18 protein-coding genes and 1 pseudogene are annotated in these 17,908 nt (G+C 59.5%); 16 read left to right on the top strand and 3 right to left on the bottom strand.

Annotated features, from left to right (window positions below):
- Positions 1 to 90 precede the first annotated feature (90 nt).
- A pseudogene (locus BMS17_RS05830) lies at positions 91 to 1,090 on the bottom strand (alpha/beta hydrolase).
- An 84-nt stretch (positions 1,091 to 1,174) separates the two neighbouring features.
- On the opposite strand from BMS17_RS05830, the gene aroC reads away from it, so the two are divergent.
- From aroC to mtnC, 5 genes are read left to right on the top strand one after another with little or no spacing between them, the layout of a single operon-like run.
- Positions 1,175 to 2,266: a chorismate synthase gene (aroC, locus tag BMS17_RS05825; RefSeq protein WP_046027098.1), complete on the top strand. Its 1,092-nt coding sequence runs from the start codon at positions 1,175 to 1,177 to the stop codon at positions 2,264 to 2,266.
- Between the two features lie 28 nt (positions 2,267 to 2,294).
- Positions 2,295 to 3,446, top strand: a complete 1,152-nt coding sequence (locus tag BMS17_RS05820; protein WP_175648952.1) for an MFS transporter — start codon at positions 2,295 to 2,297, stop codon at positions 3,444 to 3,446.
- The gene (locus tag BMS17_RS05815) at positions 3,443 to 4,063 is read left to right on the top strand and encodes a methylthioribulose 1-phosphate dehydratase (protein WP_046027097.1); all 621 of its coding nucleotides are present in this window, start codon (positions 3,443 to 3,445) and stop codon (positions 4,061 to 4,063) included. The genes BMS17_RS05820 and BMS17_RS05815 overlap by 4 nt, the downstream gene beginning before the upstream one ends.
- A gap of 12 nt (positions 4,064 to 4,075) precedes the next feature.
- The gene (locus BMS17_RS05810; protein WP_077430607.1) at positions 4,076 to 4,621 is read left to right on the top strand and encodes an acireductone dioxygenase; all 546 of its coding nucleotides are present in this window, start codon (positions 4,076 to 4,078) and stop codon (positions 4,619 to 4,621) included.
- A 4-nt stretch (positions 4,622 to 4,625) separates the two neighbouring features.
- Positions 4,626 to 5,309 carry an acireductone synthase gene (mtnC, locus tag BMS17_RS05805; RefSeq protein WP_077430606.1) on the top strand — a complete coding sequence of 228 codons (684 nt, stop codon included), beginning with the start codon at positions 4,626 to 4,628 and terminating at the stop codon, positions 5,307 to 5,309.
- Between the two features lie 206 nt (positions 5,310 to 5,515).
- On the opposite strand, the gene BMS17_RS30890 is transcribed toward mtnC, so the two are convergent.
- Complete coding sequence (locus BMS17_RS30890; RefSeq protein WP_046027152.1) at positions 5,516 to 5,794, bottom strand: DUF3509 domain-containing protein; 279 nt, start codon at positions 5,792 to 5,794, stop codon at positions 5,516 to 5,518.
- Positions 5,795 to 6,134: 340 nt separating this feature from the next.
- On the opposite strand from BMS17_RS30890, the gene BMS17_RS05795 reads away from it, so the two are divergent.
- The 10 genes from BMS17_RS05795 to BMS17_RS05750 all read left to right on the top strand — a co-directional run bounded on the left by BMS17_RS05795 (position 6,135) and on the right by BMS17_RS05750 (position 15,160).
- Positions 6,135 to 7,973 (top strand): long-chain-acyl-CoA synthetase, encoded by a 1,839-nt coding sequence (locus tag BMS17_RS05795; RefSeq protein ID WP_077430605.1) that lies wholly within the window; start codon positions 6,135 to 6,137, stop codon positions 7,971 to 7,973.
- Positions 7,974 to 8,069: 96 nt separating this feature from the next.
- A complete protein-coding gene (locus BMS17_RS05790) occupies positions 8,070 to 8,588 on the top strand; it encodes an ankyrin repeat domain-containing protein (protein ID WP_046027093.1) in 519 nt (172 codons plus the stop codon).
- Between the two features lie 105 nt (positions 8,589 to 8,693).
- Positions 8,694 to 9,224 carry a hypothetical protein gene (locus BMS17_RS05785; protein WP_046027092.1) on the top strand — a complete coding sequence of 177 codons (531 nt, stop codon included), beginning with the start codon at positions 8,694 to 8,696 and terminating at the stop codon, positions 9,222 to 9,224.
- A gap of 82 nt (positions 9,225 to 9,306) precedes the next feature.
- Positions 9,307 to 9,498, top strand: a complete 192-nt coding sequence (locus tag BMS17_RS05780) for a PLDc N-terminal domain-containing protein (RefSeq protein ID WP_046027091.1) — start codon at positions 9,307 to 9,309, stop codon at positions 9,496 to 9,498.
- Between the two features lie 262 nt (positions 9,499 to 9,760).
- The gene (speE, locus tag BMS17_RS05775) at positions 9,761 to 10,636 is read left to right on the top strand and encodes a polyamine aminopropyltransferase (protein WP_046027090.1); all 876 of its coding nucleotides are present in this window, start codon (positions 9,761 to 9,763) and stop codon (positions 10,634 to 10,636) included.
- Positions 10,637 to 10,796: 160 nt separating this feature from the next.
- Complete coding sequence (locus BMS17_RS05770; RefSeq protein ID WP_046027089.1) at positions 10,797 to 11,030, top strand: hypothetical protein; 234 nt, start codon at positions 10,797 to 10,799, stop codon at positions 11,028 to 11,030.
- 213 nt (positions 11,031 to 11,243) lie between these two features.
- On the top strand, positions 11,244 to 11,585 hold the full coding sequence (locus tag BMS17_RS05765) for a ribonuclease E inhibitor RraB (protein WP_027922513.1): 342 nt from the start codon (positions 11,244 to 11,246) through the stop codon (positions 11,583 to 11,585).
- A gap of 396 nt (positions 11,586 to 11,981) precedes the next feature.
- Complete coding sequence (locus BMS17_RS05760) at positions 11,982 to 13,391, top strand: circularly permuted type 2 ATP-grasp protein (protein WP_077430604.1); 1,410 nt, start codon at positions 11,982 to 11,984, stop codon at positions 13,389 to 13,391.
- Between the two features lie 12 nt (positions 13,392 to 13,403).
- On the top strand, positions 13,404 to 14,354 hold the full coding sequence (locus tag BMS17_RS05755) for an alpha-E domain-containing protein (protein ID WP_046027088.1): 951 nt from the start codon (positions 13,404 to 13,406) through the stop codon (positions 14,352 to 14,354).
- Positions 14,351 to 15,160 (top strand): transglutaminase family protein, encoded by an 810-nt coding sequence (locus tag BMS17_RS05750; protein WP_046027087.1) that lies wholly within the window; start codon positions 14,351 to 14,353, stop codon positions 15,158 to 15,160. The genes BMS17_RS05755 and BMS17_RS05750 overlap by 4 nt, the downstream gene beginning before the upstream one ends.
- Before the next feature lie 122 nt (positions 15,161 to 15,282).
- On the opposite strand, the gene BMS17_RS05745 is transcribed toward BMS17_RS05750, so the two are convergent.
- Entirely contained in the window at positions 15,283 to 16,104 is an 822-nt protein-coding gene (locus BMS17_RS05745) for a cytochrome c (protein WP_077430603.1), read from the bottom strand.
- 580 nt (positions 16,105 to 16,684) lie between these two features.
- Between BMS17_RS05745 and BMS17_RS05740 the strand changes: the two genes are divergently transcribed.
- On the top strand, positions 16,685 to 17,890 hold the full coding sequence (locus tag BMS17_RS05740; protein ID WP_077430602.1) for an acetyl-CoA C-acetyltransferase: 1,206 nt from the start codon (positions 16,685 to 16,687) through the stop codon (positions 17,888 to 17,890).
- Positions 17,891 to 17,908: the final 18 nt, after the last annotated feature.

Raw genomic sequence — 17,908 nt, 5'->3', positions numbered from 1 at the left:
CGAGATCCTGTCCAAGCCCTGCCGCCAGCCATTGCGCTGGCGACAAAGGCTTATCGGCCGTTTTTGACAGGACTGGAGGGCAAACGGCGCTTAACTGGTGCGAAGTCCGTCAATAAACCCGAGGATGCGAGTGCCCAGTTCGGCCGCCAGCGGCAATTGCGGATCTTTATAAGAGGCCATTTGCCGTTTTACATCGTTGGGCACGATGCGCATGACGTGGTTCATGCCTTCGATCAGCGCCAGTTCAGCGTCCGGTTTGGCGGCCTTCAGCAGCCTGGCATCACCGACGCCGACCTGAATGTCGTTGCTGCCCTGAATGATCAGCGCCGGCATCTTCAACTTGGCGAACGCTGCCGCCGGGTCCTGACGGAACAGCGAAATCAGGTACGGCTGTACACTTGGGCGGAAAATCACCTGGAGCGGTGGCGGCACGTTTTCGTCAATGTGCCCGGCCTTGAGGCTGTCGAGCAGCTCATTGCTGCGCTGCATCAGGGCGGGCGGCAGGCGATTGCTCAACTGCTGGCGCAACACCTGATCGACCGGTCGAGCACTGCCGGACAGGGAAATGACCGCCGCAGGATCGACACTCGGTGCCGCCAACGTGGCGATCAAGGCGCCTTCGCTGTGGCCGAGCAAAATCAATGGGCCGAAACGTGGATCATGTTTGAGTTTCTCGCCCCAGGCTTCAGCGTCGGCGACATAGGCCTCTACCGACAGATTGCGCTCGTCCGGCGTGGCTGCAAGGCTCGCCGCCACGCCGCGTTTGTCGTAACGCACGCTGGCGATGTTGTGTTTGGCCAGCACCCAGGCCAGCCGTTTGAGGCTGTCATTGCGCCCGCCATCGGTATTGTTTCCGTCACGATCCGTAGGGCCGGAGCCGGAAATGATCAGGACAACCGGTACGGGATTGTCGGATTTTGGCAGCAACAACGAGCCGAATAGCTCACCGCTGCCGGTGTCCAATGTAATGGGCCGTTGCAACACAGTGGCCTGGGCAAAGCCAGATATCAGGGTAAGGCTCAAGGCTAGAACTCGCAGCATCATCACGCCATCATTCACAAAGATGCCGGTTGGACTCGCAGGCACCCATAAGGTTCGAGGATGAACTACTTGGGTAGCCTGCGTATACTGGCGCGCATTACGTATTCAGGTTCTATTTCACGGAGCGTCCTGCATGTCCGGCAATACCTACGGCAAGCTGTTCACTGTCACCACCGCGGGCGAAAGCCATGGTCCGGCGTTGGTCGCCATTGTCGACGGCTGCCCGCCGGGCCTGGAAATTTCCCTTGAGGACCTGCAGCGCGACCTGGATCGGCGCAAGCCCGGCACCAGCCGTCACACCACTCAACGCCAGGAAGCGGACGAAGTCGAAATCCTCTCCGGCGTGTTCGAAGGTCGCACCACCGGCTGCTCCATTGGCCTGCTGATTCGCAACACCGACCAGAAGTCCAAGGACTACTCGGCGATCAAGGATCTGTTCCGTCCGGCCCACGCCGACTACACCTACCACCACAAATACGGCGAGCGCGATTACCGTGGTGGCGGTCGCAGCTCGGCGCGCGAGACGGCGATGCGCGTGGCGGCAGGCGCCATTGCGAAAAAGTACCTGGCGACCCAGGGCATCGTCATTCGCGGCTACATGAGCCAGCTCGGTCCGATTGAAATCCCGTTCAAGACCTGGGATTCGGTCGAAGAGAACGCCTTCTTCAGCCCTGATCCGGACAAAGTCCCGGAGCTGGAAGCCTATATGGACCAGCTGCGTCGCGATCAGGATTCGGTCGGTGCGAAAATCACCGTCGTGGCTGAAGGTGTCATGCCAGGCCTTGGCGAGCCGATCTTCGACCGCCTCGACGCTGAACTGGCCCATGCGCTGATGAGCATCAACGCGGTCAAAGGCGTGGAAATCGGCGCCGGTTTCGCCAGCGTCGCCCAACGCGGCACTGAGCATCGTGATGAAATGACCCCGGAAGGTTTCCTCAGCAACAATGCTGGCGGCATTCTGGGGGGGATCTCGTCCGGTCAGCCGATCGTTGCGCACCTGGCGCTGAAGCCGACATCGAGCATCACCACGCCGGGTCGCTCCATCGACATCCATGGCAACCCGGTGGAAGTCATCACCAAGGGCCGTCACGACCCGTGCGTCGGTATTCGTGCAACGCCAATCGCTGAAGCGATGATGGCCATCGTGCTGATGGATCATCTGCTGCGCCATCGCGGGCAGAACGCCGATGTGCGTGTGAGCACACCGGTGCTGGGTCAGCTTTAATGGCTGGCCTTGAAGTCGCTGCAGTCTGATGACTGTGGCGGCGCTCCCGTACTGGCGGCTCTCCAGTTTCTACCTGTTCTATTTCGCCTTGCTCGGTTCGACGGCGCCGTTTCTGGCGCTGTATTTCGATCACCTGGGTTTTTCCAGCGCGCGGATCGGCGAACTGGTGGCGATCCCGATGCTGATGCGCTGCGTGGCACCGAACATCTGGGGCTGGCTGGGTGATTACACCGGCCGACGCCTGGCCATCGTGCGCTTCGGCGCGGTGTGCACGTTGCTGACGTTTTCGCTGATTTTCGTCAGCAAGACCTACGCCTGGCTGGCGATGGTCATGGCGTTGCACGCGTTCTTCTGGCACGCGGTATTACCGCAATTCGAAGTCATCACCCTGGCGCACTTGAAAGGCCAGACTGCGCGCTACAGCCAGATTCGCCTCTGGGGTTCGATCGGCTTCATCATCACCGTGGTCGCGCTGGGGCGGTTGTTCGAATGGCTCAGCCTCGACATCTATCCGGCCGCGCTGGTGTTGATCATGGCCGGGATCGTGCTCAGCAGCCTGTGGGTGCCCAATGCGCAACCGGTCCAGGGTGAGCGGCTGGCGGGCGAGGGCTTCCTCACGCAATTGCGCAGCCCCGGCGTGTTGGCGTTTTATGGCTGCGTGGCGTTGATGCAGTTGAGCCATGGTCCGTACTACACGTTTTTGACCTTGCACCTGGAGCGATTGGGCTACAGCCGTGGCGTGATCGGCATGCTCTGGGCGGTCGGCGTGGTCGCCGAAGTCCTGATGTTCCTGGCCATGAGTAAAATCCTGATGCGCTTCTCGGTGCGCCGGGTGTTGATGGCGAGTTTTCTGCTGGCGGCACTGCGCTGGCTGCTGCTGGGGTCATTTGCCGACCATCTGTGGGTGTTGCTGTTTGCCCAGGTGCTGCACGCGGCGACCTTCGGCAGCTTTCACGCAGCTGCCATCCAGTTCGTGCAACGTAGCTTTGGCGCACGCCAGCAGGGCCAGGGCCAGGCGTTGTACGCCGCGCTGGCCGGCACCGGTGGCGCATTGGGCGCGCTGTATTCCGGCTACAGCTGGAATGCCTTGGGCGCCACATTGACCTTTAGTATTGCAAGCCTCGCAGCCCTGGCGGCTGCCGTTATCATTGCCACACTTCTGCAAGAGGACAGGCCATGAGCCTTACCCGTGAACACCTTGCCCAGGAAATCATCGACGCCGGGCGTTTTCTGTATGGCCGCGGCTGGTCACCGGCCACCAGCAGCAACTATTCGACGCGCCTGTCGCCGAGCGAAGCGCTGCTGACCGTGTCCGGCAAGCACAAAGGTCAGTTGGGTCTGGATGATGTGTTGGCCACCGACCTGGCGGGCAACAGCCTGGAGCCGGGGAAAAAACCGTCGGCCGAAACCTTGCTGCATACCCAGCTTTACAACTGGCGCCCGGAGATCGGCGCGGTGCTGCACACCCATTCGGTCAACGCCACGGTGTTGTCGCGCCTGACGCCGGAAGACTTCATCGAGTTCGAAGACTACGAACTGCAAAAAGCCTTCAGCGGCGTGTCAACCCACGAGTCTCGGGTACGGGTACCGATTTTCGACAATGATCAGGATATTGCGCGCCTTGCCGCCGAGGTGCAGCCTTGGCTGGACGCCCACCCCGATTGCGTCGGCTACCTGATTCGCGGTCATGGCCTCTATACCTGGGGCGCACGGATGAGCGATGCGTTGCGGCAGATCGAGGCCTTTGAATTTTTGTTCGAGTGCGAGTTGAAGACGCGCGCGATCCTTAACCGTTAAGGAGTTGCCCTGATGAGCAGCCTGTCCGTTTACCACGTCTCAAGCCCTGACTTACCGAACAAGGTGCTGACCCATTTCGAAGACATCGCCTCGACGCTGGCCGAGCAGGGCGTGCGCTTCGACCGCTGGCAAGCGGCGGCGAAGATCCAGCCTGGCGCCAGTCAGGAAGAAGTGATCGCCGCCTACCAGGAACAAATCGACAAGCTGATGACCGAACGCGGCTACATCACCGTCGATGTCATCAGCCTGAACAGCGATCACCCGCAAAAAGCCGAACTGCGTGCCAAGTTCCTCGACGAGCACCGTCATGGCGAAGACGAAGTCCGGTTTTTCGTGGCCGGTCGTGGTTTGTTTACCCTGCACATCGGTGATTACGTCTACGCGGTACTCTGCGAAAAGAACGACCTGATTTCGGTGCCGGCGGGCACGCCGCACTGGTTTGACATGGGCGAGCATCCGCATTTCGTCGCGATCCGCCTGTTCAACAACCCTGAAGGCTGGGTGGCCAATTTCACCGGCGAAGACATCGCCAACCGCTTCCCGCGTCTTGAGGACTGAACCGATGCCGATCAAAGCGATGCTCACCGACATCGAAGGCACCACCAGCGCGGTGAGTTTTGTGTTCGACGTGTTGTTTCCCTACGCCGCCAGACACCTGCCGGATTTTGTCCGTCAGCACGCCGGGCGCGCCGATGTGGCTGAACAACTGTCCGCCGTTCGCCGTGACAGCAATGAACCGGACGCCGACGTTGAGCGCGTGATCGAGATACTACTGGGCTGGATCGCCGAAGACCGTAAAGCCACGCCGCTCAAGGCATTGCAAGGCATGGTCTGGGAGCAGGGTTATCAGGCGGGGCAGTTGAAGGGCCACGTTTACCCGGATGCCGTTGAAGCGCTCAAGCGCTGGCATCAGGAAGGCTATCAACTGTTTGTATATTCGTCGGGTTCGATTCAGGCGCAAAAACTGATTTTCGGTTGCTCGGAGGCGGGTGACTTGTCGCCGCTGTTCAGCGGTTACTTCGACACCACGTCCGGTCCCAAGCGTGAGGCGCAGTCTTATGAGCGCATCACCCAGGCCATTGGCCTTGAGCCTTCGCAGATTCTGTTTCTGTCCGACATCGTCGAAGAGCTGGACGCTGCGCGCACGGCCGGGATGGCGACATGCGGGTTGGCGCGAGAGGGCGGGGAGTTGGCGGGCCATGTAACCGTCGACAGTTTCGAGCGGATAAACCCCACCACCTTTTAGGACAACACACATAACCTGTGGGAGCCGAGCTTGCTCGCGATGAGGCCCCGTCAGTCAACATTGTTGTTGAATGACACACCGCCATCGCGAGCAAGCTCGGCTCCTACAGGGTTGGTGTGCAACCAGATATTGTATGCAGCGCCAGAAACAACTCAGGCCGTGAAGCGAAAGCTCTCACGGCCTGTTTGTTTTAGCGCTGGCGCGGTTTACGCCGTGTGATAAGTCGGCAGCGCAAACCGTTGCTGGCTTTGCAGCATGGAGATCTGCGGCAATTCGCTGGCCTGTTCGGCCAAGTCACGGCGAATCGCACTGATTACCCACGACAGCTGATCGCCAGCGTGCAATTGCTGGTAGGAAATCGAACGTTTAAACACTTTGCCTTCTGTGCTGCGCAGGGTCAGCAGAATCCCGCCGTCCGGGCGCGGTTGGGTGGTGACTTCGAAGTTGGAGAACAGGGACGAAAATTTTTCTTGGATCAGGTTCATGTCGATCAGCTCCATTTGCACATGATTGGCAAGCATGGAGAGGAGGTTGCAGTGATTGTGCCAGTACCTGATTTTTATAAAGTCGTTGTAAATCAATAAGTTAATAATCTTGCTGTTTTTCGGTTTCGTGCAATCTGCATGAATGGCCATCGTGCATCCTGCATTTTGAAAGATGAGCGATGATTGAATGGAACCAATCGGCGCGTCGATGTTCACGATTCATCCGTCGCTGGGCGGATACAAAACATTGCAAAAACCGCGTGTACAGCGCCAGAACCGCTGACGTATTTTCGGCCTCTATAAACGCCGCCCGACAATAAAAAAATCAGCGGGAGCACGCATGAAACGCACGTCGAACGACACGATTACCTGGGGCATGATGCTCCGCAAACTGCCGACGATCGCCAAAGCCATTCCCCGCGTGGTGAAGGGCCTGAAAGTCGCCAACGTCAAGGATCCGACCCAACCGTGTGGCCTGGGCTGGAGTTTCGAGCAGGCGACGTTGCGCAACCCCGAGGGGCCCGCATTACTGCAGGGCGATGTCACGCTGAGCTATACGCAGGTCAACCAATGGGCCAACCGTATTGCGCATCATCTGATTGCCCAAGGCATCGGCAAGGGTGACGTGGTCGCGGTCTTCATCGAGAACCGCCCGGAATTGCTGGTAACGATTCTGGCGGTGGCCAAGGTCGGCGCGATAAGCGCTTTACTCAATACCTCGCAGACCCGCGATACGCTGGCGCACAGCCTGAACCTAGTGGCGCCCGTGGCGATCATTGTCGGTGGCGAACTGGTCCCGGCGTTTTCGCAAGTCCGCGAACGGGTGTCCATCGCGCCAGCGCGAACCTGGTACGTCGCCGATCAAGACACCTACAGCCATCCGGGCATTGCCCCCGATGGTTTCGTCAACCTGATGACGGCCAGTGCCGACGCGATCGACGACAACCCGGCCAGCAGCCAGCAGGTTTTTTTCGACGATCCTTGTTTCTATATCTACACCTCGGGCACCACCGGATTGCCCAAGGCCGGTGTCTTCAAGCACGGGCGCTGGATGCGCAGCTCCGCCAGTTTCGGCCTGATCGCCCTCGACATGCAGCCGCACGACATCGTCTATTGCACTTTGCCGCTGTATCACGCGACCGGGCTCTGCGTGTGCTGGGGCTCGGCCATCAGTGGCGCCTCGGGGTTTGCCATTCGACGCAAGTTCAGCGCCAGCCAGTTCTGGAGCGACGTCCGCAAATACCACGCGACCACCCTCGGCTACGTGGGCGAGCTGTGCCGCTATCTGGTGGATCAGCCACCGAGCGCCGACGACAGCCAGCACACCGTGAAAAAAATGGTCGGCAACGGTCTGCGTCCCGGCGCTTGGGACGCCTTCAAAACCCGTTTTGCCATCGACCACATCTGCGAGCTGTACGCGGCCAGCGACGGCAACATCGGGTTCACCAATATCCTCAACTTTGACCACACCATCGGTTTCTCGCTGATGGCCTGGGAATTGGTGGCTTACGACCACGACAGCGGTCAGCCGATTCGCAATGCCAAGGGTTTCATGAGCAAAGTGCCCAAGGGTGCACAGGGTTTGCTGTTGGCCAGGATCGACGACAAGGCGCCGCTGGACGGCTACACCGATCCGCAAAAGACCGAAAAAGTCGTATTGCATGACGTGTTCCAGAAGGGCGACCGTTTCTTCAACACCGGTGACCTGCTGCGCAACATCGGTTTCGGCCATGCGCAATTCGTCGATCGGCTGGGCGATACCTACCGCTGGAAGGGCGAAAACGTATCGACCACAGAAGTCGAAAATATCCTCTTGCAACACCCGCACATCGCCGAAGCCGTGGCGTATGGCGTGGAAGTGCAGAACACCAACGGGCGTGCCGGGATGGCGGCAATTACGCCGGCTGAATCCCTGGCCACCCTGGACTTCAGCGAACTGCTGGAATTTGCTCGCCAGCAAATGCCGGCCTATGCGGTGCCGCTGTTCTTGCGGGTGAAAGTGAAAATGGAGACCACCGGGACGTTCAAATACCAAAAGACCCGGCTCAAGGACGAAGCCTTCGACCCAGGCAAAACCGGCGACGACCCGATCTATGCCTGGCTACCCGGCACCCAGACTTACGTACAAGTGACCGAGCAGGTGCTGGCGGATATCCAGGGTGGCAAGTACCGCTATTGAATGTGGCTATGGCGGCCCTTGAGAAAAAACAAGTGACAGCGTGGGGGCCGCTCGGGAAACTGTCGGCTTTGCGAATAACCCAACAGGGAGCCCCCGATGTCAGACCAAAGCCGCCAGATGACCCCCGAAGAAGCCGCTGAATTTGCCGAACAGGTATTCAACAAGGCGCGCGAGGGCGATGCGGCCATGATGGCTGCGCTGTTGACCAAAGGCCTGCCGCCTAACCTGCGCAACCACAAAGGCGACACCTTGCTGATGCTGGCCGCCTACCATGGCCACGTGGAGACCGTGAAAGTCCTGCTCGAACACAAGGCCGACCCGGAAATTCGCAACGACAACGGCCAGAGCCCGATCGCCGGTGCGGCGTTCAAGGGCGATCTGGCAGTGGTCACGGCACTGGTCGACGGTGGCGCGCAAGTGGAAGGTTCATCGTTTGATGGCCGTACTGCTTTGATGATGGCCGCGATGTTCAACCGCGTTGCCATCGTGGACTACCTGATTAGCAAAGGCGCCGATCCGAAAGCCAAGGACGCCAACGGCGTGTCGGCACTCGATGCGGCGAAAACCCTGGGCGCTGTCGATACCATCGCTCAGCTGGAAAAGCTGCTCGGCTGACCTTTTGTGGCGAGGGAGCTGGCTCCCTCACCACAGGTCCGCAATCCCTCCTGAATGCGCTATCCTTCGCGCCCTCAAAATTCACTCGCTACAGGATCCGTCGCCATGAAAGCCGCACTCGTCGAACTCATCAGCAAAATCAGCTCCGGGTGCATGAGCGACGACGAAATCCTCAAGGTCGCGGACGAAGCGGCCCAGGCCTACGCCGATCCTGAAGCTTTTCTGACGGCCAATCCGGATATCAACTACGACGACACGTTCCCGATTCCATTGGGCGAATGGGTGGTGGTCGGCAGCCTGCCGGAGACGGTGCTGTTCCAGGCGGATACCTACGTGGACCTGTTCGCGCAGATCGTCGCCTCGTTCGGCCCAGGCGTTGATTTCAATATCAAACCCAAGCAACTGGCCAAAACCGAAGCCCTGACCGCGCTCAACCGTATTCAGGTGCAGATGGGCAGCATGAACAAGGAAAACGGCGGCTACACGCTGATGAATTTCAGCCAGTTGCTCGACGATGAGCTGCAAGTGGTGTTGGTCTACGGCAACGACATTCCTCGCGTGCTGGAGCTGTGCGCCGAAGTCGGCATCGCTGCCGCGCCATCGCTGGAAGCGCTGAAAGTGGCCATCCACGTCTGACACCCAGACACTGTCAATAAAAAGGAACCCTCGCGACGACCGTCTATCCTAAGAGGGCTTATCACTCTTTGGGAGCGTCACCATGGGTTCCACGTTCAACAGCCTTGTTGCGTTGATCATTTTTGTCCTGGACATCTGGGCCATCATCAACGTGTTTAAAAGTGGTGCCACCACCGGGATGAAAATCCTCTGGGTGTTGTTGATCGCCTTTCTGCCGGTGCTGGGCCTGATCATCTGGGCCATCGCCGGGCCACGGGGCAACGTCAAATTCTGACGGGTCTCCCAAAAAACGACACTGAACCTGTGGGAGCGTGGCTTGCCCGCGATGAACGATATCGCGGTGCAACTGACAGATCACGTCGTCTGCTTCGCGGGCAAGCCCGCTCCCACAGGATTGGGGTGAGCCGATCAAGAGGTTCGACCTGTCATCTTCGGCGACGTAGAATGCGCGCCTTTCCCGGTCAATCGAGCCAATCGATTGGCCATCATGGGCGGGTAACCGTCCGTTGCCACCCGCATTCATCGGAGCACTTCCCATGAGCACCACCCCTACCAGCGACTACCTGGAAACCCTCTACGAAGGCTATGGCCAGCGTTTTCGCATGGAAAAACTGCTGCACGAAGTGCGCACCGAGCATCAACACCTGGTGATTTTCGAAAACCCGCGCATGGGCCGGGTAATGGCACTGGACGGCGTGATCCAGACCACCGAAGCCGACGAATTCATCTACCACGAAATGCTGACCCACGTGCCGATCCTGGCGCACGGTAGCGCCAAGCGCGTGCTGATCATCGGTGGCGGCGACGGCGGCATGCTGCGTGAAGTGGCCAAGCACCGCAGCGTCGAACACATCACCATGGTCGAAATCGACGGCACCGTGGTCGACATGTGCAAGGAATTCCTGCCAAACCACTCCAAAGGTGCGTACGAAGATCCTCGCCTGAACCTGGTGATCGACGACGGCATGCGTTTCGTCGCCACCACCACTGAAAAGTTCGACGTGATCATTTCCGACTCCACCGACCCGATCGGTCCGGGCGAAGTGCTGTTCTCGGAAAACTTCTACCAGGCCTGCCGACGCTGCCTGAACGAAGGCGGCATTCTGGTCACCCAGAACGGCACGCCGTTCATGCAGATCGAAGAAGTCAAAACCACCGCCGGGCGCCTGCGCAGCCTGTTCCCGGATTGGCACTTCTACCAGGCGGCCGTGCCGACCTACATCGGCGGCTCGATGACGTTTGCCTGGGGCGCGACCAATACCGCTTATCGCAAACTGTCCCGCGAAACCCTGCAGCAGCGCTTTGCCGGTAGCGGCATCATCACCCGTTACTACAATCCAGAGATCCACATCGGCGCTTTTGCCTTGCCGCAATACGTCCTGCAGGCTGTGAACAAGCCAAGCAACGACTGATCCCGCGTCAATCAGAAAGGGCCGTTTGCGGTGGTGTGAAAACACACCGCTGCCGGCCCTTTTTTTCATCTGTCCTGGAGCGCGTCAGTGGAACAATTAGCCTGCTAACAAGGTCGAGATGCTTGTAAGCCCATCCATGGGTTTTATCGAGGAGGCACTGATGCAAAAGTGGAAAATCACTTTCGTGGATGATCACGGCGAAACCATCGACGAAGTCTTTGAGTGCGACGAGTGCCCGGACAACGAGGAAGCCGCCAAACTCATCAAGGCCAGGCTTCTTCCTGTGGCCGCCGAACTGGATCTGAATGATCTGGAAGGACGAACCGTTGATGCCGGCGTCAAAAGCCTCAAAGCCCAGAACAGCATCCAAATCCTCGGCATCACGCCAATCTGAACACCTCCTGTCTCATTCTCATCCAGGCCTTGGCAGCGGCTCTCTCTTGAGGCTACTCTGCAATCGAGATCAGCGAATGGATCGCTAAGGTCTGGTCTTGTCAGCTACATGCTTGCTTCCCACCGGCAACGAGGTTGCCGCATCGCACGCACCATTCGGTTGCGTGTGCCGGGAATACGGAAAGTCTATCCATCACTATGAGGGGGACGTTTCATGAGCACAGCCTATCAAGAAGACATCAGCAGCTCGGTGCTGCGCCGCATGAAAGAAGGCGGTTTCGACTTTTCAAGATTCCACCCCATCGAGTTCTACGCCATTTTTCCCGACGAGGAGCGGGCCCGCAGAGCAGCAGGTCATTACCGTGGCGAATCGCTGAATGCGCAAATCAGTGTGCGCGACGATGGCGCATGGGCACTCGAACTGAGCAAGGTCATGTACGCCACTTATGATGACATCGGCGATTTCGAGCAAGGTTTCGAGGCCGTGGTCGAGCCTCTGGGCGGCATCATTGAAGGATGGGGCGTCAAGCAGGAGGTACGAGGGCTACTCGCATAATCCTATGAACAGTGACACGCACTAACGGCTGACCTTCGGGTTGGCCGTTTTGGTTTATGGGCGCAGTAAACCGCTGCTGGCAAAACCCTGAAACAAGAATCCGAGGCAAAAAAAACCGCCTGAGCAGGCGGCTAAAGGGAAGTTCGGGCTGTTTTTCCAGCGAATGCGCGGATTATCCCGGGCCGAAACCGGGCAGTGAAATCAACTCTGACTATGCTGGTGATAGGCGACAACGTCGCCTTGCAATGAAGCGGGGGCAATCAGGTTGGGGCGTTTGCTGCACAGGATTGGTGCGGTATTGGCGGTGTGAAAATCCAACTGATTGATATCAAAGCGTTTATGCCGCTGGCACGGGCCTTGCGAAGGTCTGGATGTCCGGGTGACAAGGAGTACGGCATGATCCGCACCTATTTTGATGAAATGTACGATGCCGGCGGCCAGGTCCGCCCGCATTATCGGGAGTTTGCCCGTTGGCTGGCCGAAACGCCTGACGAGCTTTTGGCACAACGGCGACGCGAGGCCGATCTGTTATTTCATCGCGCCGGGATTACCTTCACGCTCTACGGGGACGAGCAGGGGACAGAGCGCCTGATTCCCTTCGACACCATCCCCCGCAGCATCCCTGCCAGCGAATGGCGGGTCGTCGAACGCGGCTGCATTCAGCGGGTCAAGGCATTGAACATGTTCCTTGCCGACCTCTATCACGAGCAGCGCATCATCAAGGCCGGCATCATTCCGGCCGAGCAAGTACTGGCCAACGAGCAATACCAGTTGGCAATGCAGGGGCTGGACCTGCATCGCGATATCTATTCGCACATCTCTGGCGTCGATCTGGTGCGCGACGGTGACGGCACGTATTACGTGCTCGAAGACAACCTGCGCACACCCAGCGGCGTGAGCTACATGCTCGAAGACCGCAAGATGATGATGCGGCTGTTCCCCGAACTCTTCGCGGCACAACGCATCGCGCCCATCGATCACTATCCGAATCTGCTTCTGGACACGCTGAAAAGCTCCAGCCCGATCGACAATCCGAGCGTGGTGGTGCTGACGCCGGGTCGTTTCAACAGCGCCTTTTTCGAGCATGCCTTTCTGGCTCGGGAGATGGGGGTTGAACTGGTGGAAGGCGCGGACCTGTTTGTGCGTGACGACAAAGTATTCATGCGTACCACGGACGGCCCGAAAGCCGTCGACGTGATCTACCGTCGCCTCGACGATGCATTCCTCGACCCGTTGGCCTTCAATCCAGACTCGATGCTGGGCGTTCCGGGGCTGCTGTCGTCGTACCGCTCCGGCAATGTCGTGCTGGCGAACGCCATCGGTACGGGCGTTGCGGACGACAAGTCGGTGTATCCGTTTGTCACCGACATGATCCGTTTCTACCTCGACGAAGAACCGATCCTGAAGAACGTACCGACGTTCCAGTGCCGCAACCCGTCTGAGCTGTCCCACGTACTGGCCAATCTTCCGGATCTGGTGGTCAAGGAAACCCAGGGCTCGGGCGGTTACGGAATGCTGGTGGGGCCGGCGGCGACGACGGCGGAAATCGAGTCGTTCCGAGAGCGGATCAAAGCCAAGCCGCACGCCTACATCGCGCAACCGACGTTGTCCCTGTCGACCTGTCCGACCTTTGTCGAAAACGGCATTGCGCCACGCCATATCGACCTGCGTCCGTTTGTTTTGTCTGGCCGCGAAACCCGGGTCGTGCCCGGCGGTTTGACCCGTGTCGCCCTGCGTGAAGGCTCTCTGGTGGTGAATTCCTCCCAGGGTGGCGGAACCAAGGACACCTGGGTGGTCGAGGATTGAAGGAAGCCTGCCATGTTAAGTAGAACTGCCTCGGATCTGTATTGGATGTCACGTTACCTGGAGCGGGCGGAAAACCTCGCACGGATGCTCGACATCAGTTATTCGCTGTCGTTGATGCCGCAGGATGGTCGCGGCAACGGCCTGCACGAACTCGCCATGCCGTTGCTGATCACCGGCACCCTGGACGATTACCTGGAGCGCCATGGTGAGTTGCATGCCGAACGGCTGCTGCACTTCTTCGCCCTCGACGCCGCCAACCCGGCCAGCATCTACAGCTGTCTCGGCGCGGCGCGGGCCAGTGCCCATGCGGTGCGTGGGCGAATCACCGCCGACATGTGGGAAAACATCAACGCCACCTGGCTGGAAATTCGCGGGATTGCCGAGCAGGGCTTGAGTCGCTACGGCATGAGTCGCTTTTGCGAGTGGATCAAGGAACGTTCCCATCTGTTTCGCGGTGCTTCCTACGGCACCATCATGCGTAACGATGCGTTCCGCTTCATTCGCCTGGGGACGTTTATCGAAAGGGCGGACAACACGCTGCGCCTGCTCGACGCTCGCTACGAAATGGCCGGCGATCAGGCCGAAGCCGTCAGTGACGGCACGGCGCACGCCTATTACCAGTGGAGTGCCTTGCTGCGGGCGCTGTCTTCGTTCGAGGCGTACACCGAGATCTACCGCGACGCGCCCGGTGCCCGGCATGTGGCTGAGTTGCTGTTACTGCGGGCGGATGTACCGCGTTCGCTGCGCGCCTGCACCGAAGAAATCGACCAGATCCTTGCCAGTCTGCCGGGAGCCAATGGCCGTCCCGCACAGCGTCTGGCCGCTGAAATCGACGCGCGCCTGCGCTACACCGGTATCAACGAAATTCTCGACGAAGGCCTGCACGCCTGGCTGACCGAATTCATCCCGCTGGTGCGCCAGTTGGGCAACGCCATTCACAGTTCTTACCTGGAGGCTGCATGAGACTTTCCATTAGCCACGAAACCACCTATCACTATGAAGATCAGGTGCGGGCGAGCATCCAGTACCTGCGACTGACACCCCACGACAGCGAGCGCCAGCACGTGCTCAGTTGGCAACTCGACCTGCCGCGCCCGGTGCGCGCGCAACTCGATCCGTTCGGCAACATCCTGCACGTGCTGACCATGGACGAGCCGCACGAGGCGATCATCATCGGCGCCCGTGGCCAGGTGGACATCGACGAACTGAGTGAAGCCGAGCATGAAAGCCAATCGGCGCTGCCGTTCCTGCGTTTTACTCGCCTGACCGAGCCCGACGAAGCCTTGCGCGCATTCGCGCAAAAAGAGTGCAAAACACGCCGGGATCGCACGGCGCTGATCGACTTGATGCATGGCTTGAACCAGCACATGACCTACACGCCGGGCTCAACCGAAGTCGACACCAGTGCGGCTCAGGCCTTCGCCGGGCGCTCCGGCGTCTGTCAGGACCACACCCATGCGTTTCTCGCCTGCGCGCGTAGCCTGGGCATTCCGTCGCGTTATGTCTCGGGTTATCTGTACAGCGAGAACAGCGAACACCTGGCCAGTCACGCCTGGGCGGAAGCCTGGCTGGATGACGCCTGGTACAGCTTCGACGTGACCAACGAATTGGCCCGGCCGGAACGTCACTTGAAACTGGCGGTAGGCCTGGATTATCTGGATGCCTGCCCGGTGCGCGGGATGCGCCGGGGCGGCGGGTGTGAACAGATGCATGCGAAAGTGTTTGTGTCGCCGACACCGATGCCGGTTATCTCTGTCCAGCAGCAGTAAACCTGCACGCTGATCATTCCCACGCTCTGCGTGGGAATGCAGCCCGGGACGCTCCGCGTCCCACCGAAGCGGACGCAGAGCGTCCATTGAGGCATTCCCACGCGGAGCGTGGGAACGATCGGTTACGGTTTAACCTTGCGCCCGACCATGTGCTTCAAATACCCCACCAACTTCTCCAGATCCCCATCCGGCAATACCTGCGCGGAAAACCCCGGCATCTTCGCCTGCGGCCACTGGCGCAAGCTCTGCGGATCACGGATATACCGCTTCAGGAAATCCGCTCCAAAATACTCGGTCGGGTTGTACGGAATATTCAGATCTGGCCCGAACTGCGCATCCCCGGCACCGTTCAGTCGATGGCAGGCCAGGCAATTCTTCTGAAACAGCGCAAAACCTTGATTGACCGGATCATCGGCTTTTAACCCGGGATCAGGCAGCAGGGCAGGGAAGCGTTCCGTCACCGGCGCCAGGCGCTTGATGCTGGCGACCTGGAACGGCCATTGCTCCGGGCTGATGTTGCCGGCTTTTGGATTCGTCCAGACCAGATAAAACGGCCCGGCACCCGGTTTGCCTTCAGACAATGCCGGCCATGGTTTGGCCGGGTCTTCAATCGCCAGCCACGCCTGCGCGCCCTGAGTGTTGAGCAACGGGGCGGCGGCCAGCTCGGCGGCAAACCCATCCAGCGCCACGGCTTGCAGGTGGTCATCAGGCTTGATGCCGGTCAACAACGCCGCCAGCGGCACGGCTTGATAGTTCATCTCGCGTTTGTAGGAAACGTCGTCGGCAATGTGAAGGGTCTGGATTTTAGGGTGCTTGAGCAGTTCCCCGGTTTGCCAGGTGCGGCTGTTCGCGCCCAGCTCAAGGTTCAGCTGTGCGGCAAACAGAGGCGTGCTGAGCAGCAAGGCCCCGAGCAGTGTGAGCGTTTTCAATAGATCGCCGTCCATGTCGTGCAAGTGCCATAAAGGTTGGCACACCCACGCTGGCCCGGGTAGCGAGCCGGTCACAATTTTAAGATGGCGATAAATTCTTGGCGCTTGAGTCAGCCAATCACCTTGGTCAGGTTCGGCAAAATCAACAACAGCGTAGTGGCGAAAAGAATGAGCCCGGCTTGACGTACTTTCGAATGTTTGAACATGGCTTGACCGCCTTTTTTGTTATTTCCTGATGCCTGCCTGCATATCTCCATGACGGCAGAGCGTTGCACTTCCTGTCAGACGAGCGCCTCGGCAAAACCCGACGACAACTTCGTACACTTCACCTTAGAGCCCGCGTCAGCCGCGGTTTAGATCCATTTCGTATGGAGCTGCCATTAAAAGCTCTTAAAAAGGCATGAGGCCTATTGCCAGCTTCTTGGGCGCCCGTTTGCTAGACAGCTCCGTCTCCTGAATCGGTTAATTCGGTAGTTCACTACCGTCCGTCTGAGCGTGTGCGTCAACGTCGATGAGCGCTGCGGTCATTGAATCCGCGGCGGCTCGGCATAAGGTAAGAACTCGCATTTACCCACTGCCCAGGTTCGAGGACGTCATGACCCACGCTTTGATTTTCGACGCATTACGCACGCCCCGTGGTAAAGGCAAAGCCGATGGCGCCTTGTACAGCGTCAAACCGGTCAATCTGGTGGCCGGGTTGCTGACGGCGTTGCAGCAGCGTACTTCGCTCGACACCAGCCAGGTCGATGACGTCGTGCTTGGCTGCGTGACGCCGGTTGGCGATCAAGGCTCCGATATCGCCAAGACCGCGACCCAAGTGGCGGATTGGGACGTCAGCGTCTCGGGCGTGCAGATCAACCGCTTTTGCGCTTCGGGGCTGGAGGCGGTGAACCTTGGCGCGATGAAGGTGCGCTCCGGTTTCGAAGATCTGGTGGTGGTCGGTGGCGTCGAGTCGATGTCTCGCGTGCCGATGGGCAGCGACGGTGGGGCCTGGGCGCTGGACCCGGAAACCAACCTGCACAGCCATTTCACCCCGCAGGGCGTGGGTGCTGACCTGATCGCCACCCTTGAAGGTTTCAGCCGCCAGGACGTCGATGCCTACGCGTTGCACTCGCAGCAGAAAGCCGCGCGGGCGCGGGCGAATGGTTCGTTCAACAAGTCACTGGTACCGGTGCAGGATCAGAACGGCATCATCCTGCTCGATCACGATGAGTTCATTCGGGCCGATTCCACGCTGGAAGGCCTGGGCAAGCTCAAGCCGAGTTTCGAAATGATGGGGCAAATGGGCTTCGACGCCACGGCGTTGCGCGTCTACAGCCACGTCGAACGGATCAGTCACGTACACACGCCCGGCAACAGTTCCGGGATCGTCGATGGTGCGGCGCTGATGCTGATCGGTTCCGAAGCCAAGGGCCGGGCGCTGGGCTTGCAGCCGCGGGCACGGATCGTCGCCACGGCGGTCACCAGCACCGACCCGACCATCATGCTCACCGGCCCGGCGCCGGCTACCCGCAAAGCACTGGCCAAGGCCGGCCTGCGGGTCGAAGACATTGACCTGTTCGAGGTCAACGAGGCGTTTGCCTCGGTAGTGCTCAAGTTCATCAAGGACATGGCCATCGACCCGGACAAGGTCAACGTCAACGGCGGTTCTATCGCCATGGGCCACCCGCTGGGCGCCACGGGGTGCGCGATTCTCGGCACGCTGCTCGATGAGCTGGAAACCCGGCGCCTGCGCTATGGCCTCGCGACGCTATGTGTCGGCGGCGGCATGGGCATCGCCACCATCATCGAACGCCTCTGAGCCCCCCGACTTCCAAGG

The organism is Pseudomonas sp. C9 (assembly GCF_002000165.1).
Taxonomy (GTDB): Bacteria; Pseudomonadota; Gammaproteobacteria; order Pseudomonadales; family Pseudomonadaceae; genus Aquipseudomonas.
Note: the sequence above shows the minus strand (reverse complement) of the source record. Positions and strands in the feature narration are given on the sequence as shown.

Bases quoted from the DNA above. Each gene is read 5' to 3' on its own strand.
- aroC (WP_046027098.1), top strand. From the start codon at position 1,175: ATGTCCGGCAATACCTACGGCAAGCTGTTCACTGTCACCACCGCGGGC.
- BMS17_RS05820 (WP_175648952.1), top strand. From the start codon at position 2,295: ATGACTGTGGCGGCGCTCCCGTACTGGCGGCTCTCCAGTTTCTACCTG.
- BMS17_RS05815 (WP_046027097.1), top strand. From the start codon at position 3,443: ATGAGCCTTACCCGTGAACACCTTGCCCAGGAAATCATCGACGCCGGG.
- BMS17_RS05810 (WP_077430607.1), top strand. From the start codon at position 4,076: ATGAGCAGCCTGTCCGTTTACCACGTCTCAAGCCCTGACTTACCGAAC.
- mtnC (WP_077430606.1), top strand. From the start codon at position 4,626: ATGCCGATCAAAGCGATGCTCACCGACATCGAAGGCACCACCAGCGCG.
- BMS17_RS30890 (WP_046027152.1), bottom strand. From the start codon at position 5,794: ATGAACCTGATCCAAGAAAAATTTTCGTCCCTGTTCTCCAACTTCGAA.
- BMS17_RS05795 (WP_077430605.1), top strand. From the start codon at position 6,135: ATGAAACGCACGTCGAACGACACGATTACCTGGGGCATGATGCTCCGC.
- BMS17_RS05790 (WP_046027093.1), top strand. From the start codon at position 8,070: ATGTCAGACCAAAGCCGCCAGATGACCCCCGAAGAAGCCGCTGAATTT.
- BMS17_RS05785 (WP_046027092.1), top strand. From the start codon at position 8,694: ATGAAAGCCGCACTCGTCGAACTCATCAGCAAAATCAGCTCCGGGTGC.
- BMS17_RS05780 (WP_046027091.1), top strand. From the start codon at position 9,307: ATGGGTTCCACGTTCAACAGCCTTGTTGCGTTGATCATTTTTGTCCTG.
- speE (WP_046027090.1), top strand. From the start codon at position 9,761: ATGAGCACCACCCCTACCAGCGACTACCTGGAAACCCTCTACGAAGGC.
- BMS17_RS05770 (WP_046027089.1), top strand. From the start codon at position 10,797: ATGCAAAAGTGGAAAATCACTTTCGTGGATGATCACGGCGAAACCATC.
- BMS17_RS05765 (WP_027922513.1), top strand. From the start codon at position 11,244: ATGAGCACAGCCTATCAAGAAGACATCAGCAGCTCGGTGCTGCGCCGC.
- BMS17_RS05760 (WP_077430604.1), top strand. From the start codon at position 11,982: ATGATCCGCACCTATTTTGATGAAATGTACGATGCCGGCGGCCAGGTC.
- BMS17_RS05755 (WP_046027088.1), top strand. From the start codon at position 13,404: ATGTTAAGTAGAACTGCCTCGGATCTGTATTGGATGTCACGTTACCTG.
- BMS17_RS05750 (WP_046027087.1), top strand. From the start codon at position 14,351: ATGAGACTTTCCATTAGCCACGAAACCACCTATCACTATGAAGATCAG.
- BMS17_RS05745 (WP_077430603.1), bottom strand. From the start codon at position 16,104: ATGGACGGCGATCTATTGAAAACGCTCACACTGCTCGGGGCCTTGCTG.
- BMS17_RS05740 (WP_077430602.1), top strand. From the start codon at position 16,685: ATGACCCACGCTTTGATTTTCGACGCATTACGCACGCCCCGTGGTAAA.